Genomic DNA, 15,269 nt, shown 5'->3' with positions numbered 1-15,269 from the left:
TATTGACAGCGCGAGAGCGCTGACATACACTTGAGTCATCGCGGCTCAAGATCGGGCCGCGAGATGACTTCATCAGCGATAACCGGGCCGCGGCATCCGTTGCGACCCCCGGACAGAAAGAGAAACACATGGCACGTGCAGTGGGAATCGACCTCGGTACGACCAACTCGGTCGTCTCCGTTCTCGAGGGTGGCGAGCCGAAGGTCATCGCCAACGCCGAGGGCTTCCGCACGACCCCGTCGGTCGTCGCGTTCACCAAGGATGGCGAGGTGCTGGTCGGCGAGACCGCCAAGCGCCAGGCCGTCACGAACGTCGACCGCACCATCACCTCCGTCAAGCGTCACATGGGCACCGACTGGAAGACCCAGGATGTCGACGGCAAGGCCTACACGCCGCAGGAGATCTCGGCGCGCATTCTGCAGAAGCTCAAGCGCGACGCCGAGCAGTACCTGGGTGACACCGTGACCGATGCCGTCATCACGGTTCCTGCGTACTTCAACGACGCCGAGCGCCAGGCCACGAAGGAGGCCGGCGAGATCGCGGGCCTGAATGTGCTGCGCATCATCAACGAGCCGACCGCGGCCGCCCTGGCCTACGGCTTGGACAAGGGCAAGGAAGACGAGCTCATCCTGGTGTTCGACCTCGGTGGCGGCACGTTCGACGTGTCTCTGCTCGAGGTGGGCAAGGACGACGACTTCTCCACGATCCAGGTGCGCGCCACCGCCGGCGACAACCGGCTCGGCGGCGACGACTGGGACCAGCGCGTGGTCGACTGGCTGATCAAGCAGTTCAAGGACACCACGGGCGTCGACGTCTCGGGTGACAAGATCGCGCTGCAGCGTCTGAAGGAGGCCGCCGAGCAGGCGAAGAAAGAGCTGTCGAGCTCGACGTCGACCAGCATTTCGCTGCCCTACCTCTCGCTGACCGAGTCGGGCCCGGCGAACCTGCAGGAGACCCTGACCCGCGCCAAGTTCGAGGACCTCACCAAGGACCTGCTCGACCGCACCAAGAAGCCGTTCGCCGATGTCATCCGCGAGGCGAACATCAAGGTCGCCGACATCGACCACGTCGTGCTTGTGGGCGGTTCGACCCGCATGCCTGCCGTCAGCGAGCTCGTCAAGAGCGAGACCGGCAAGGAGCCCAACAAGGGCGTGAACCCCGACGAGGTCGTCGCCGTGGGCGCCGCGCTGCAGGCGGGCGTTCTCAAGGGCGAGCGCAAGGATGTGCTGCTGATCGACGTCACCCCGCTGAGCCTCGGTATCGAGACCAAGGGTGGCATCATGACCAAGCTCATCGAGCGCAACACCGCCATTCCGACCAAGCGCAGCGAGACCTTCACCACGGCCGACGACAACCAGCCGTCGGTTGCCATCCAGGTCTTCCAGGGTGAGCGCGAGTTCACCCGCGACAACAAGCCGCTGGGCACGTTCGAGCTCACCGGCATCGCGCCGGCTCCGCGCGGCATCCCGCAGGTCGAGGTGACCTTCGACATCGACGCCAACGGCATCGTGCACGTGTCGGCGAAGGACAAGGGCACCGGCAAGGAGCAGTCGATGACCATCACCGGCGGCTCGAGCCTGCCCAAGGATGACATCGAGCGCATGGTGCGCGAGGCTGAGGAGCACGCGGCTGAGGACAAGAAGCGCCGCGAGGCCGCCGACACCCGCAACCAGGCCGAGACGCTCTCGTACTCGATCGAGAAGCTCATCAAGGACAACGATGACAAGCTGCCCGCCGATGTGAAGGAGAGCGTGCAGGCCGATGTCGACGCTCTGAAGACGGCCCTGGCCGGCGAAGACGACGACGCGGTGAAGACTGCTTTCGAGAAGCTCAACGAGAGCCAGCAGAAGCTGGGCGAGGCCATCTACCAGTCGGCGCAGGCTGCCGGTGAGCAGGGCGACCCGAACGTCGCCGACCCGGGCAACGGCGACGTGCCGAACCCCGAGGAGGATGTGGTCGACGCCGAGGTCGTCGACGACGAGGACGAGAACCCTTCGGCAGGCTCAGGAGAGGCGAAGTAGGGACATGACCGAGAAGGACTTCGACGACAACGACGAGGTCCGTCCGGACGCAGAGGGGTCGGAGGCGCACGCCTCCGACCCCGACGCGCAGGACGGAACCGACAACCCGACCGGGGCCGCCAGCGCCGAAGGCTCGGACGATGAGTGGACGGTGGATGACATCCTCGGTACCGCGCAGAATCCGGATGCCGCGGCCGAAGACGCCAAGCTCGCCGACCTGGAGTCGACGCTGCTGAACGATCTCAAGCGCCTGCAGGCCGAGTACGCGAACTACCGCCGCCGCACCGAGGAGCAGCGCCAGGTCGAGATTGACCGTGCCAAGGGTGAGGCGGCCAAGGGGCTGCTGCCCGTGCTCGACGACCTCGACCGTGCCGAAAAGCACGGCGACCTCGAGGAGGGCAGCGCGTTCGCGCTCATCGCCGAGAAGGTGCGCGGCACCGTGGAGCGGCTGGGCGTGACCTCCTACGGCGCGGCCGGTGAAGCGTTCGACCCGCAGCACCACGAGGCCGTCTTCCAGCAGCCGACCCCCGGAACCACCGAGCCGACCGTCTTGGAGGTCGTGGAGACCGGATACCGGCTGGGTGACGTCGAGCTGCGCCCCGCGAAGGTGGTCGTCGCCGTTCCGGCGGATTGACCGCGGAGGGAGCATCCATGGCCAGTCAAGACTGGTTCGACAAGGACTTCTACAAGACGCTCGGTGTGTCCAAGGACGTCAGCGATGCCGAACTGAAGAAGACCTATCGCAAGCTCGCGCGCAAGTATCACCCGGATTCCAACCCGGGTGATACCGCCGCCGAGTCGAAGTTCAAAGAGATCAGCGAGGCGTACTCGGTGCTCTCTGACAAAGAGCAGCGCTCCGAGTACGACCAGATCCGCGCGATGGGCTCGGGCGCCCGCTTCACTGCGGGCGGCCAGGGCGCCGGCGGCTTCGAAGACGTCTTCAGCATGTTCGGCCAGGGCGGCCGGGGCGGTTCCGGCGCCCGCTTTCAGCAGTCGGGCAACTTCGAGGACATCTTCTCGATGTTCGGCCAGCAGGGCGGCGGATTCGGCTCGGGCCGGTTCGGCGAGCCCTCCGGTGGCTACCGCGGATACGGCGGCCCGCAGAAGGGGGCGGATGTCACGGCGCATACGACGCTCGACTTCGTCACCGCCGTCAAGGGCGAGACGATCTCGCTCTCGGGTGAGAACGGCAAGCCCTTCAAGGTGAAGATCCCCGCCGGGGTGTCCAACGGCCAGAAGATCCGGCTGCGTGGGCGGGGGCATCCCTCACCCGATGGCGGAGAGAACGGCGATGTCGTCGTGACAGTGACGGTGCGCCCGCACCCGGTGTTCACCCGCGACGGGCTCAACCTGCGCGTGACGGTTCCGGTGACCTTCACCGAGGCGACGCTGGGCGCCACGATCGAGGTGCCCACGCTCGGCGGCGACCCGGTGCGGCTGCGTGTCGCGCCGGGCACTCCGTCAGGCCGCGTGCTGCGTGTGAAGGGCCGGGGCGTGGAGAGCAAGAAGGGCACCGGCGACCTGCTCGCCGAGGTGCAGGTGGCCGTGCCGTCGCACCTCGACGACGCGGCCCGCGAAGCGCTTGAGCGCTTTCACGAACTCGAACCGAAGGAGAACCCGCGCGCGGAGTTGATGTCCAAGGCCGCGTCTGGCCGTTGAGCCGGTTGTGGGTGTCGGTCGTTGAGCGAGTGAAGCGAGACGAAACGCCCCCGACCCGCGAGAATGGCACCAGAGCCGAGGAGGTGAATCCGGATGTCCGACTACCAGCCTGACGAGAACGCCCCGATCTTCGCTATCGCGGCGGCCGCCGAGCTGTCGGGAATGCACCCCCAGACCCTGCGCCAGTATGACCGGATGGGGCTCGTCGTGCCCGCCCGCACCAAGGGCGGATCCCGCCGGTACTCGCTGCGGCACGTCGCCCAGCTGCGTGAGGTGTCGCGCATGTCGGCCGACGGCATGAGCCTTCCGGCCATCGTGCGCATTCTCGAGCTCGAAGAGCACGTGCGCGAGCTGCACATGCGCGTGCAGATGCTCGAAGAGCGGGTGCGTGTCGAGGTCGAGAACAGGCCCGGGGCGCGCGTGTTCGCCGCCGGCGCGACCGGCGCTGTCGTGCCGCTGCGGCACGGGCGGCGCGTGCGTCGCTCGACCGACATCGTCGTGTGGCGGCCGCAGCGGCCCGACGAGCGGTGAGCGGCTCCGAGCCGTTCACCTATCGCGTCACCAAGGCGGGCGACGTTCTCATCTCGCGCGGCGGCCGGCTCGTCACGACGCTGCGCGGCTCGGCGGCTGCCCGCCTGGCGGCGCGGCTCGGCGACGATGAGGCATCCGATCAGGCGCTGCTGCAGCGCGCCACCGGCAACTACCGGCGCGGCAACGAGCGCTGAGGCCGCCGCCCCGCCTCAGCCGCCCCGCCGCGCCCGAGCCGGACCCGCCCGCCGCGGCCCCGCCCGAGCCGGCCCCGCCGCGCCGGCGGCGTTCGGCTCGCAGGACGTTTTTGCGATCCCGGGCGTGTCGTCCGGTGTGTCGCGCCGTTGTGAGCCGTTCATCCTGCGAGCTGAACGGCGGGATGCCGCGACCGGCGCCGCCGCGCCGCTGTGCGCCGCCCATCCTGTGAGCCGTTCATCCTGCGAGCTGAACGGTGGGATGCCGCGACCGGCCCCGCCACTCCGGGTGCCCGATAGGGGGTAGCCTCTCCCGCCTGCCCGGTTCGAGCATCCTCGCGCCTGCCCGGTGCGGGGCGCGGCGCGGCGTGCGGGGCGCGGAGTGCCGGGGGCCGGGGGGCGGAACGCGCCCCGAACCCTCCGGGCACGTGGGCCCCCCAACACGACCACCCGCGCGCATCGCCCGCGGAGGGCGATCGGGAATAGGGTCACCGGGGCGGCGGTTGCCCCCGGCATGGCGACGATCGACCCGGGAGTGCTGGACGACGTCCTCTCGCGCGTCGAGGTGCGCCCGGGAACCAGCCGGCGCACACCCGTGTCGGCGGGCGGTGTGCTGCCGGTGGCATCCGGTGTCGTCACCCTGATCTATGTGGTCGACGGTGCCGTCGGTGTCGACGCGCCCACGGCGCCGAGCACTCTCTGCGCCGGCGACGCGCTGCTGTCGATGGGACTGCGCCCGCTGGTTCTCGTCTCGGCCGGTGGCGCACGGGTGATGACGGTCGACCTGGAGCTGTCGGGCGCACCCGCCATGGCAGAGATGCCGCCGCTGGCATGGGTCACGGGTTTCGCCGACCGTGAGCCGGCCGCCGCGGCGCTTGCCGCGAACCTGGGCGCGGGCGAGAACGCGGCATCCGCACAGCGTTCCGGTGACCCGGTCATCTGCCGGTTGATGGTGAGCACGGTCCTGTTGTCATTGATTCGCGCCTGGGCACAGCTCGGATGCGTGCCGCAGGGCTGGGCACAGCGTCGCGACCCGTACCTCGATCGCGTGGTCGAGGCGATCCACGACGATCCCGGCCGCGACTGGAGCCTTGAGCTGCTCGCCACGATGGGGGCGATGTCGCGTTCGGTGTTCGCCGAGCGCTTCCGGCGTGCTATCGGCATGTCTCCGGCCGGCTACGTCACCGAGGTGCGGATGCGGCGGGCCAAGGATCTGCTCGATGCCGGGCTTCCCGTCTCGGCGACCTCCCGGCGACTGGGGTACGGCTCCGACGAGGGGTTCAGCCGTGCGTTCCGCCGGCACACCGGGCTGGCACCGTCGGCATGGCAGCGTCGCCGCGACGCCGTGCCGGCCTGACGCACCGGGCCGCGGCATCCCTCACCGGCATCCCTCACCGGCGTGCCTGGTTCGAGAGCCCGAACAACGCGGCGCCGGCGATGAGAAGCACGGCGCCGACGATGTAGTTGGCCTCGACGCCGATGCTGTCCACGAGGATGCCGCCGCCTCCCGCCGCGAGCATGATGGCCGCCTGAAAGCCGGTCACGACCAGGCTGCCGCCGGCCTCCAGCCGATCGGGCGAGCGGCGCGCGACCCAGGTGTTGACGACGATCAGCCACGACGCGAAGAAGAATCCCCAGACCGTCACCGCGACCGCGACCATCGTCACCGATGTGGGAACGAGCGCGAGCAGCGCGATGGAGCCGGCGATCACGACCGGCACGAGCACCGCCAGCAGACCGAACGTGCGGTCGACGATCAGACCTATCGCGATGTTGCCGATCAGGCCACCGGCGCCGAACAGCGCCAGCAGCAGGACGACGGTGGTGGCATCGACGTGCGGAAGACGCTCCAGCGCCAGTCGCACGTAGGTGTAGGCGAGGAAGTGCCCGAGCACGATCAGCACGTGACCGGCAAGACCCAGTCCGATGCCCGGGCGGCGGATGGTGTCCAGCAGGATCCGGATGCTGCCCGCCCGCGCCGCCGGCACCGCCGGGAGCAGCGTGCGCAGCGCGACGGCGAGCAGAGCCGTGACGACACCGGCGACGGCGAACACCGTGCGCCAGTCGGCGAGTTCGGCCAGGAACACCCCCAGCGGAACCCCGCCGACCGTCGCCAGAGACGCGCCCGCCGAGGTGAACATGACGGCGCGGCCGATCCGTGCCGGTCCGGACAGGCGCGCGGCGACGGTGATCGACATGGCCCAGAACGAGCTCAGGGCTGCCCCCAGCAGGAACCGTGCGACCAGCACGAGCAGCAGGTTCGGAGCGATGGCGACGATGAGGTTCGACGCTCCCGCGGCCAGGGCCATCCAGACCAGCAGAGTGCGGCGGTCCAGCCGCGGGAAGATGAGGCCGACCGTGGGTGCCACGACGAAGCCGACCAGCGCGGTCACGGTCACGGTCTGGCCGGCCTGCCCCGGGGTGACCCCCAACTCCGTGGCCATCTGGGTGAGCACGCCGTTCGGAAGGAACTCGGCCGTCACCAGCAGGAAGCTCATCAGCATGAGCGCGACGAGCCCGCCGTATCGCATCCGCTCGGCGGTGGTGGCGGACGCAGTGGTCGAGATGGGCGCGGTCGTTGTCATGCTTCCACTCTCATTGGGTGAGGGATGCTGCGCCCGACCGGGCGTCCGAAGCATCCGACCGATCGTCCGGGCGGGAGATCGGGGCGCGCGAGCGAGTCGATACATACCGGGCAGTCGGTATGCTGTAGACGTCCCTACGACGAGGAGGTCTGGATGCCGCACCCCACCGATCCGCCCGGTCTGAACGTGTCAGGTCTGCGCGCGTGGCTGGAGCGCGAGCATCCCGAACTTGGCGGGGGCCGACTGGCGGCATCCGTCATCGCCGGCGGCAAGAGCAACCTCACCTACGCCGTCGAGGGCGCCGCCGTGCCGCTGATCGTGCGACGCCCGCCGCTCGGCCATGTGCTGGCCAGCGCCCACGACATGCGGCGCGAGCACCGCGTCATCGCGGCACTGCACGACACCGCGGTGCCGGTGCCCGTGGCCATCGACCTTGTCGACGACACCGCGGCCGACGCTGTCACCGGCACGGTCTTCTTCGTCATGGAACGATCGCCCGGGCGCACTCTGACCCAACACAGGCAGAACGACGAGTTCACGCGCACCGGGCTGCGCGCCCTGAGCACGGCCCTGGCCGAGCACCTCGCCGAGCTGCATGCGGTGGACGCCGTCGCCGTCGGCCTCGCCGACTTCGGACACCCCGACGGGTACATTGACCGGCAGCTGTCGACGTGGCAGCGCCAGCTCGACGCCTCGCGCTCCCGCGAGACGCCGATGCTCGATCGGCTGCAGGCAGCACTGCACCGCGACGTTCCCGAGACGCACGCAACCGGCATCGTGCACGGCGACTATCGCCTCGACAATGCCCTCGTCGAGGGCACCGGCGACGCGCCGCGCGTCTCGGCGATCCTCGATTGGGAGATGGCCACGCTCGGCGACCCCCTCGTCGACCTCGGCATCCTCAGCCTCTACTGGAACCTGGCCGAGCTGCCCGGCGCCGGCCGCATCGTGCCGAGCGCCGTGGATGTGGATGCCGGGTACCTCACCTTCGACGCGCTCGTCGAGGCATATGCGCGCCGGTCGGGGCGCAGCATCCCGGATCTGCATTGGTACCGGGCGTTCGCGGCCTACAAACTCGCAGTGATCGTGGAGGGGATTCACTACCGCTACCGCATGGGCGAGACCGTGGGAGAGGGTTTCGAGCACATCGGCGACCTCGTGGAACCGCTCGCTACGGCAGGAATGGAGCTGATCTGATGGACTTCGCCCCCGATGAGCGCACCCGCGCGCTGACCGAGAAGGCCGGTGTATTCCTCGACGAGCATGTACTGCCGGCCGAGTCGGTGCTCGCGCAGCAGCTGGCCGCCACGCCGGAAGAATGGTCGTTCCGACCCATCGTGCGCGAGCTGCAACGCGCAGCGAGAGCGCAGGGGCTGTGGAATCTGTTCCTGCCGGGAGAGGCGGGCGCGGGCCTCACCCAGCTGCAATACGCGCCGATCGCCGAGATCACCGGGCGCAGCCCACAGCTGGGCCCCGTCGCTTTCAACTGCAACGCGCCCGACACCGGAAACATGGAAGTGCTGAACGACTTCGGCACGCCCGCGCAGAAGAGCGCGTGGCTCGAGCCGCTGCTGGCCGGCGACATCCGGTCGGCCTTCTGCATGACCGAGCCCGATGTCGCCTCGTCGGACGCGACCAACATCGGCACGCGCATCGAGCGCGACGGCGATGAGTATGTCATCACTGGGCGAAAGTGGTGGTCGACCGGGGCCATGAACCCGGATGCCGCGATCTTCATCGTCATGGGCAAGACCGACCCCGACGCGCCGCGGCACCGGCAGCAGTCGATGATCCTCGTGCCGCGCGACACTCCGGGCGTCACGGTCGTGCGAGCGTTGACGGTGTTCGGGTACGACGACCGCGACCACGGCGGGCACGCCGAAGTGGTCTTCGACCACGTGCGGGTGCCGGCCGAGAACATCCTGGCCGGGGAGGGCGAGGGATTCGCCATAGCGCAGGCGCGACTGGGCCCGGGCCGCATCCATCACTGCATGCGTGCCCTCGGCATGGCCGAGCGAGCGCTCGAGCTCGTGCGCGAGCGGGCCGTGTCTCGTGTCGCGTTCGGGCGCACACTGGCCGAGCAGGGGGTGGTGCGCGAATGGGTGGCCGAATCGCGCATTCAGATCGAGGCGCTGCGGCTGCTCGTGCTCAAGACCGCATGGCTGATGGACACCGTCGGCAACCGGCAGGCGATGACCGAGATCCAGGCGATAAAGATCGCGGTGCCGCGCGCCGTGCAGCAGATTCTCGACCGCGCGATCCAGCTTTTCGGCGGGGCCGGAGTGTCGGGCGACACCCCGCTGGCCGCGATGTGGGCAGGCGTGCGCACGCTGCGGCTGGCCGACGGCCCCGACGAGGTGCATTTGAGCTCGCTGGGCAAGGCGCAGTTGCGGCGCTGAGCGGGGCCTGGGCGGGGCCTCGGCGGCGGATGGGCCGCGGATGGGCGGGGCCCGGGCGGCGGATGGGCGGATGTCACTGCGCGGCCGACGTTCGGCTCGCAGGAACTTTTCGCGATCCCGGGCGTGTCACCCGGCGTGTCGGGCTCGCCGGTGCAGATCTTCCTGCGAACCGAACGGGTGGCGGGCCGGATGCTGCGGCTCAGCGCACGCCGCGAGCGGCCAGGGCGTCGCCCAACTCGTCGGCGTGCGCGGCATCCCGTGCCCTCATCCTTTCCGTGTGTTCAGCTCGCAGGACGTTTTGGTGGGATGGGGCGTGTCGACAGGCATGTCGGGGCGCTTTGCTTGGTTGGTCCCGTGTGCTGAACGGGCGCCGCGGGGTGGATGCCCGAGGGCCGACCGTGCAAATATGAAATCGATTCCTGTGACCGCACCGTGCGGTGCCCTATGAACACGGACTTCTGAAACAGATCGTCTCGACCAGCGGGCCGTTGCGGATGAAATCGATTTCGTCTACTCTGGCCGATGACGAGGTCAAGGACGACTCGCATGCGTTTTCTGGTCGTCCGCTCGGCGCCCACATGCCGGTGTCAACCGGCCACAGTAACGGCTCGCGAACGAGCCGCGTTCCTGAGGAGGACGAATGCGCAAGACCAAGGGCAGGATCATCGCCGCCGGCGCCGCGATGCTCGCCGCGGGCATGGCACTCTCCGCGTGCTCCGGCGGTGGAGGCGACAGCGGCGACGCCGGTGGCGTGCAGACCATCACGTTCTGGCATCGCACTTTCACGCCACCAGAGAACGAGTGGTACAAAGACATCGTCAAGCAGTTCAACGAGTCACAGGACAAGATCAAGGTCGTCGACACCGAGGTTCCCGCTGACGCGTGGGACCAGAAGATGAAAGCGGCACAGGCCGCGGGTAAGGCGCCCGACATCTACACCCACTCCGGGCCGATCCAAGACGCGGTCAACGCCGGTCAGCTCTACGACCTCGGTGAGGTGGTCGACAAATCGGCGCTCGATGAGATTCTGCCGATTGCGCAGTCGGTGTCGGAGATCGGCGGCAAGTTCTACGCGTATCCGCTTCTGGTCGAGGCTCAGACGGTGTTGTTCTGGAACAAGGACATGCTGAGCGCGGCTGGCGTCGACCCCGACCAGGGGCCGACGACGTGGGACGAGCTGATGGCTGCGTGCGCCAAGATCAAGCCGACGTTGAAGGCCGGCCAGTACTGCATCTCGCCGGCCATGGATGCGGCGACGTTCGCGTGGTCGACGGTTGGTCAGCAGTACAACTTTGCGGGCCACACGGCGCTGACCGATGACTGGACCAAGCCAAACATCGACAACGACGGTTACCGCGCGCTGATGAACGAGTACAAGCAGCTGTGGGACAACGGCTACATGCCCAAGCAGGCGCTTGCTGCCTACGTCGAGGGTAAGGACTTCGGCGAGAAGAAGGTCGCTTTCAAGGTCTCGGGTTCGTGGATGATGTCGGAGATCGGGTCGGACTTCAAAGACCTGCTCGACAAGACCGGCGTCGGCGCGTTCCCGGATGCTCCACAGGCGGATGGGCGCACGGCAACGACGCTCGGAAACTTCAAGTGGGTCATCGACGCCAAATCGAAGCATGCGGATGCCGCGGGCCAGTTTCTGCAGTGGGCGATCGCCGGCGATCCGAAGAACGTGCTGCCATTCTTCGTGAACACGCAGTTCACGAAGATACCGGTGCGCCAGTCCGTGCAGGACGCGCTCGCGAACGACGAGAATGCGGCCAACGCGCCGTGGTCGGACATCCTCATCAACAAGATCGCCCCGACTGCGATCCCCGAGCCCACGTATCCGTGGGACGTGTCGCTCGCCGTTGGAACTGCGATGGAATCGGTGATGAAGGGAGCTGCATCACCGGATGCAGCCATCAAGACGGCGAACGCAGCCATCGAGAAGGTCATCAAGCAGAACGATCTGCCCAGCAAAGCGCCGAAGAACTGACGCCGTGACAGCGGTTCGGGAGCCGACGCCGGTTCCCGAACCGCTGATCCGCCCCGAAGACGAGGTGAGAAATGACCGTGACGCACCCCACCATGACCGAGACGGAAGCGCTGATCGTTCCTGACGCGCGCGCCGCACGGCATCGGCATCGGCGATATCTGTATCGTGACGGGAAGATCGCATACTGGCTGCTGCTTCCGGCGGTGGTGCTGCTGGCGATCTTCGTGATCTGGCCCGCGATCTACGCTGCTTACCTGTCATTCCACGACTGGAGCTTCTACAAGGCGCCCGAGTTCGTCGGCTGGCGCAATTACGCTAACGTCCTCACCGATCCGCTCTTCTGGGCAGCGATCGGTCGCGGATTCGTCTTTGTCGCAATGACCGTCCCTCCGATGCTGCTCCTGGCGTTCGGCTTCTCGAGCCTGGTCGTCGCGGTCTCCCGGCACTTTGCCAGCACCTTGAAGGTCTCGATCTACCTTCCGACGATCATCTCAACGGTCATCACGTCGATCATCTTCGTGGTCATTTACGACTATTCCGGTGGTCTGCTCAACGCCTTTCTCGGACTCTTCGGCATCGATCCCGTCGCCTGGCTCGGCGACCCGAAGTGGGCGTTGTTGGCGATCGCCATCCCTGCCATCTGGCTCGGCATGGGTCTCACGTCACTCATCATGGTGGCCGCGATGATCGACATTCCCACCGAGTACTACGAGGCAGCCGCGATGGAGGGTGCGAACTGGTGGCAGAAGACCTTCTTCATCACGATTCCGCAGATGAAGAACATCATCCTGTACCTCCTCGTCACCGGGTTCGTCGCAGCGATTCAGCAGCTCGACTTGCCGCTGGTGATGACTCAGGGCGGGCCGCTCGATTCGACTACCTTGCCGAACCTGTTCATCTTCAACCACTTCACCAACGACGTGAACGTGGGGTACTCGATCGCCGCCGCGCTTCTGCTGTTCGTCGTGCTCGGCACCGTGTCGGCGCTCATCTTCCGTTTCGTCAACTCCGAGAGGCTGGTGGATTGACATGGCCGTCGTCGCACAGGAAGTCGCCGCGATCCGTCGTCGTCCGCAGCGCACCACCTCGTGGTGGCTCTATGCGATCGGCAAGACCATCGTCGGGGTGGTCTTCATCGTCGCCTCGCTCTTCCCGCTGCTCTGGCTGGTGATCGCGGGGTTCAAATCGAAGACCGAGGTCATCTCGACCCCCTTCCAGTTCTTTCCGGAGGTGTGGAAGTGGGAGAACTATGCGCAGATCCTCGGCGATCCCACCTTCCTCCTGACCATGGGATGGACTTTCCTTGGTGCAGTGCTGTTCACAGCGCTCGCCCTCACCGTCAACTCGCTGGCCGCTTACGCCTTCGCGCGCCTCGACTTCCGCTTCAAGCGCACGCTGTGGACCGTCGTCATCACGACGATGTTCATCCCCGGCATGACGATCTTGCTCACGAGCTTCATCGTTGTCACTGATCTGGGCATGCTCGACAGCCTTGCCGTCCTGGTCATCCCGGGTGCTGCCACCGCGGCGATGATCTTCTTCATCCGGCAGTTCTATCTCAGCATTCCGTCGAGCCTCGAAGAAGCGGCGATGCTGGACGGCTGCGGGCGACTGCGCATCTTCTTCTTTTTGTTCCTGCCGCTCTCCAAGCCCCCGTTCGTGGTGATGGGCATCACCGCGTTTCTGGCTTACTGGAACTCCTATGTCTGGCCGATCCTGACCATCACCAGCCCCGAGAGGTTCGTCGTGCAGCAGTTCCTTGCGACGTTCCGTACCGGGCGGGGTAGCTCCGAGCTTGGCCTGCTCATGGCGGGATCTGTCTTGGCCGCGGCGCCGGAAATCATCCTGTTCCTGATCTTCCAGCGCCAGATCATCGGCAACATCAAGATGGCCGGGCTGAAGTAACGGGGCTGTCGTGTTCAGTTCGCAGGACGCTTTCGCAATCCCGGCGTGTAGGCCGGCGTGTCGGTGGCAGGGGCCCAGATCTTCCTGCGAGCTGAACGCGTGGGGCAGGATGCCGCGGCTCAACGGACGCCGCGAGCGGCGAGAGCGTCCCCGAGCTCGTTGGCGTGCTTGAGTGCCATGACGAGGTAGGGCACGGCGAATGTTCGCACGCCTGGTCGCGCGCCGCGGGCGCGCTGCGCTTCGCGCACGTCGTGCGCGAAGCGCCCCATGACTGGCAATGTCGACAGGGTGATTGTCAGCATGAGTGCCACGCGTGCCGGATCGATGCGCAGGGCGGCGAGCGGTGCGAGTCCGCGCTCGACAGCGTCCAGCAACGCTGTCACGCGGGTCGTCAGCGCCAGGAGCGCTGCCAGCAGTAATGCTGCGACCACCCGCGCCGTGTTCAGCACGGCCGGCAGTGGCCCGAGGAAGATCACCTGACCCACGAGCATGAGCGCAACAACCCATTTGAGTGCCCACAGCTGGGTGCCGAGGACGCGGAGACCCAGCATCCCGTCGCGCAGTCCGGCAAACATATACACGAGCAGGCATGTGCATGCGGCCATCACCGCGGACCACGGTTCGGTCGGCAGGAGTGACACCGCAAGCACCAGCATGACGAGGAGTGAGAGCTTGGGCCCAGCAGGCATGCGATGCAGCAGCCCGTCGCCCGGGCGATAGAGACTCAGCACTGCAGGCTCGCCTCATACGTTGCGGCGACCTCGGCGGGTTCGCCGACCGCGCGCACGCGCCCGTCGGCGAACAGCACGGCGACCTCGCAGCGCTGGGCGAGCGCCATGTCGTGCGTGGCCACGACGAGCCGGTGGTCCGTCTCGGCAAGCAGGTGGTCGGCGACCAGGCGAGCATTGCGCGCGTCGAGATAGGCCGTCGGCTCATCGGCGATCACCAGCTCGGGCTCGCGCACGAACGCCCCGGCAAGGGCGAGCAGCTGCTTCTGTCCGCCCGACAGATCGTATGCGGAACGCTCTGCCAACTCGGTCAAGCCGAAACGAGCGAGGGATGCCGCGACTTGGGCGCTGTCGGCGGCTTTGTCGGCGGCGTCCCGTCGCCTCCGCCGCTGTGGTCGGAGCGAGAAGGCGACGTCCTCGGCCACCGTCGGCATGACGATCTGTGCGTCGGGGTTGCTGAAGACGACCGCGACGCGGCGTCGCACCTCGGCAACATCTCGTGCGGGGTCGAGTCCCAGCATGCGAACGCTGCCGGATGCCGCGGGTACGAGACCCGCGAGCAGGCGGGCGAACGTCGACTTGCCTGAGCCGTTCTCGCCGATCACCGCGACAGTACGCGCGTCCACGTCGAGCGTGACGCCGCGCAGCGCCTCGACCTCGCCGAGGCGTACGACGACGTCGCGCAGCGAGATCACCATGTGCGACGGAATGCCCGCGGGTAGGCGCGGACAAGGGTCATCGTGACCGCGGTGGCCAGCACCGCCTTGATCAGGTCGCCCGGAATGAACACCAGGCTGGTCAGGAACGTCTCACCCAGGGGGAGTCGGGTGATCCATGCCTGCAACGGAATACCGAAGGCGTATACGACGAGAATGCCGCCGAGGACGACGCCCGCGAAAGTGCGCCACAGCTGTGGCTTGTGGTTCCTGGCATGCACGATGAGCCCGATCACGAGCGCCCCGGCGACGAAGCCGATGAGATACCCGGCAGACGGACCGACGAATACCGCGACGCCACCGCGTCCGCCGGAGAGCAAAGGAAGGCCTAGCGCCACCAGGGCGAGGAACACCGTCATCGACAGAGCACCCAGCCAAGGGCCGAGGATCGCACCGGCGAGCATGACTCCGAGCGTCTGCGCCGTGATTGGAACCGCGCCGAAGATCGTGAAGCCGCCAGGCAGCCCGAGTACCGCGATAACGGCGGCGAAGACGGCGACGCGCGCGATGTCCGAGGTCGCGAGACGGCTGCGAGTCATGGTGGGAG

The 15,269-nt window shown here is 67.5% G+C and carries 15 protein-coding genes; 11 read left to right on the top strand and 4 right to left on the bottom strand.

Translation table 11 applies throughout. The features are described from left to right. Positions 1 to 128 precede the first annotated feature (128 nt). The 6 genes from dnaK (at position 129) to ET475_RS05055 (ending at position 5,759) form a co-directional block, all read left to right on the top strand. Entirely contained in the window at positions 129 to 2,021 is a 1,893-nt protein-coding gene (gene dnaK / locus ET475_RS05080; protein ID WP_129386715.1) for a molecular chaperone DnaK, read from the top strand. Between the two features lie 4 nt (positions 2,022 to 2,025). Beyond that, a complete protein-coding gene (locus ET475_RS05075) occupies positions 2,026 to 2,655 on the top strand; it encodes a nucleotide exchange factor GrpE (RefSeq protein ID WP_129386712.1) in 630 nt (209 codons plus the stop codon). Positions 2,656 to 2,672: 17 nt separating this feature from the next. Beyond that, a complete protein-coding gene (locus ET475_RS05070; protein WP_129386709.1) occupies positions 2,673 to 3,680 on the top strand; it encodes a DnaJ C-terminal domain-containing protein in 1,008 nt (335 codons plus the stop codon). A gap of 93 nt (positions 3,681 to 3,773) precedes the next feature. Continuing rightward, positions 3,774 to 4,211: a heat shock protein transcriptional repressor HspR gene (locus ET475_RS05065; protein ID WP_129386706.1), complete on the top strand. Its 438-nt coding sequence runs from the start codon at positions 3,774 to 3,776 to the stop codon at positions 4,209 to 4,211. Continuing rightward, the gene (locus ET475_RS05060) at positions 4,208 to 4,405 is read left to right on the top strand and encodes a hypothetical protein (RefSeq protein WP_129386703.1); all 198 of its coding nucleotides are present in this window, start codon (positions 4,208 to 4,210) and stop codon (positions 4,403 to 4,405) included. The genes ET475_RS05065 and ET475_RS05060 overlap by 4 nt, the downstream gene beginning before the upstream one ends. Before the next feature lie 511 nt (positions 4,406 to 4,916). Further along, positions 4,917 to 5,759: a helix-turn-helix domain-containing protein gene (locus ET475_RS05055; RefSeq protein WP_129386699.1), complete on the top strand. Its 843-nt coding sequence runs from the start codon at positions 4,917 to 4,919 to the stop codon at positions 5,757 to 5,759. A gap of 34 nt (positions 5,760 to 5,793) precedes the next feature. On the opposite strand, the gene ET475_RS05050 is transcribed toward ET475_RS05055, so the two are convergent. Next, positions 5,794 to 6,987 (bottom strand): MFS transporter, encoded by a 1,194-nt coding sequence (locus tag ET475_RS05050; RefSeq protein WP_129386696.1) that lies wholly within the window; start codon positions 6,985 to 6,987, stop codon positions 5,794 to 5,796. A 153-nt stretch (positions 6,988 to 7,140) separates the two neighbouring features. On the opposite strand from ET475_RS05050, the gene ET475_RS05045 reads away from it, so the two are divergent. The 5 genes from ET475_RS05045 (at position 7,141) to ET475_RS05025 (ending at position 13,278) form a co-directional block, all read left to right on the top strand. Next, positions 7,141 to 8,184, top strand: coding sequence for a phosphotransferase family protein (locus ET475_RS05045; RefSeq protein WP_129386693.1), 1,044 nt, complete (start codon positions 7,141 to 7,143; stop codon positions 8,182 to 8,184). Beyond that, positions 8,184 to 9,386, top strand: a complete 1,203-nt coding sequence (locus tag ET475_RS05040; RefSeq protein WP_129386689.1) for an acyl-CoA dehydrogenase family protein — start codon at positions 8,184 to 8,186, stop codon at positions 9,384 to 9,386. The genes ET475_RS05045 and ET475_RS05040 overlap by 1 nt, the downstream gene beginning before the upstream one ends. Before the next feature lie 640 nt (positions 9,387 to 10,026). Then, positions 10,027 to 11,373 (top strand): extracellular solute-binding protein, encoded by a 1,347-nt coding sequence (locus tag ET475_RS05035; RefSeq protein WP_129386686.1) that lies wholly within the window; start codon positions 10,027 to 10,029, stop codon positions 11,371 to 11,373. A gap of 71 nt (positions 11,374 to 11,444) precedes the next feature. Then, the gene (locus ET475_RS05030) at positions 11,445 to 12,401 is read left to right on the top strand and encodes a carbohydrate ABC transporter permease (RefSeq protein ID WP_242497772.1); all 957 of its coding nucleotides are present in this window, start codon (positions 11,445 to 11,447) and stop codon (positions 12,399 to 12,401) included. 1 nt (position 12,402) lies between these two features. Beyond that, a complete protein-coding gene (locus tag ET475_RS05025) occupies positions 12,403 to 13,278 on the top strand; it encodes a carbohydrate ABC transporter permease (RefSeq protein WP_129386682.1) in 876 nt (291 codons plus the stop codon). A gap of 119 nt (positions 13,279 to 13,397) precedes the next feature. Here the strand turns inward: ET475_RS05025 and ET475_RS05020 are convergent, their stop codons facing one another. From ET475_RS05020 to ET475_RS05010, 3 genes are read right to left on the bottom strand one after another with little or no spacing between them, the layout of a single operon-like run. Then, the gene (locus tag ET475_RS05020) at positions 13,398 to 14,009 is read right to left on the bottom strand and encodes an energy-coupling factor transporter transmembrane component T family protein (protein WP_129386679.1); all 612 of its coding nucleotides are present in this window, start codon (positions 14,007 to 14,009) and stop codon (positions 13,398 to 13,400) included. Beyond that, on the bottom strand, positions 14,003 to 14,704 hold the full coding sequence (locus tag ET475_RS05015) for an energy-coupling factor ABC transporter ATP-binding protein (RefSeq protein ID WP_129386676.1): 702 nt from the start codon (positions 14,702 to 14,704) through the stop codon (positions 14,003 to 14,005). The genes ET475_RS05020 and ET475_RS05015 overlap by 7 nt, the downstream gene beginning before the upstream one ends. Beyond that, positions 14,698 to 15,261, bottom strand: coding sequence for a biotin transporter BioY (locus ET475_RS05010; protein ID WP_129393681.1), 564 nt, complete (start codon positions 15,259 to 15,261; stop codon positions 14,698 to 14,700). Before ET475_RS05010 ends, ET475_RS05015 begins: the two co-directional genes overlap by 7 nt. Positions 15,262 to 15,269 lie beyond the last annotated feature (8 nt).

Origin of the sequence: Microbacterium protaetiae, assembly GCF_004135285.1 — a bacterium.
Lineage (GTDB): Bacteria > Actinomycetota > Actinomycetes > Actinomycetales > Microbacteriaceae > Microbacterium > Microbacterium protaetiae.
The sequence above is the reverse complement of the archived record's forward strand: the minus strand, read 5'-3'. Positions and strand labels throughout refer to the sequence as shown.